Raw genomic sequence first — 859 nt, forward strand, 5'->3', positions numbered from 1 at the left:
GGCGGGAGGTAGAGAACCCGTGCGCCGACCGCCTCGATGGCCTCGCGCACCCCGGCGACCTTGTGGGCATTCAGATTGTCGAGGATGACGGTGTCACCGGGCCTCAGCAGCGGAGCCAGGGTGGCGGTGACGTAGGCGCGGAAGCGCATACCATTCGTGGCTCCATCGAAGACGCTCCTGGCAATCAGTCCCGTGGCGCGCAGGGCGGCGGTGATGGTGGTGGTCTTGTAGTGCCCGTGGGGCACGGCGATCCGGCAGCGCTGACCGCACGGAGCACGACCATAGCGGCGGACCATCTTCGTAGTGGCAGCCGTCTCGTCGAGAAAAACCAGGCGATCCGGATCAAGGTCGGGTTGGCGATAGAACCAGTCCTCGCGCGCGGCCCTCACATCCGACCGCTCCTGCTCGGCCGCGTGGACAGCCCCTTTTTACGGGTGATCCCATGCCGGGCGAAGAAGCGTGACAGGCTGCTCGTGCTTGCCCGCACGCCGCGTTCCAAGAGCCTGTCGCGCAGTTCCCGCAGGAAGAAGAGCGGGTGTTCTTCGTTGAGCCGACGGATCAGGGCGGCCTGCACTTCCAGACGCTGCGAGTTGCGGTCGCCGCCCATGAGCTTGGGCGCGATCTGCCCGTCCCGTCGGAAGCGCTCATGCCAACGGACCGCGCTGGCCGCCCCGACACCGAAGCGTTTGGCCGCCTGACGCCGCGATGCACCCGCTTCAATCGCGGCGACTACACGCTCGCGCAGATCAACCGACAGGGCTGAAGGCATGGCATCCTCCATCACAAGCCCACCCAGTGAATCACACGCCAGCCAGATCGCCTACCCCAAGTGATTCAACCCGCTAGGGCACGGCTCTAG

1 pseudogene is annotated in these 859 nt (G+C 66.2%); it reads right to left on the bottom strand.

Going from position 1 to position 859, the window contains the following annotated elements:
- A pseudogene (locus MFF24_RS28670) lies at positions 1 to 769 on the bottom strand (IS630 family transposase); the annotation flags it as partial.
- Between the last annotated feature and the right edge of the window lie 90 nt (positions 770 to 859).

Source organism: Methylorubrum aminovorans (assembly GCF_022179725.1).
GTDB classification, from domain to species: Bacteria; Pseudomonadota; Alphaproteobacteria; order Rhizobiales; family Beijerinckiaceae; genus Methylobacterium; species Methylobacterium aminovorans.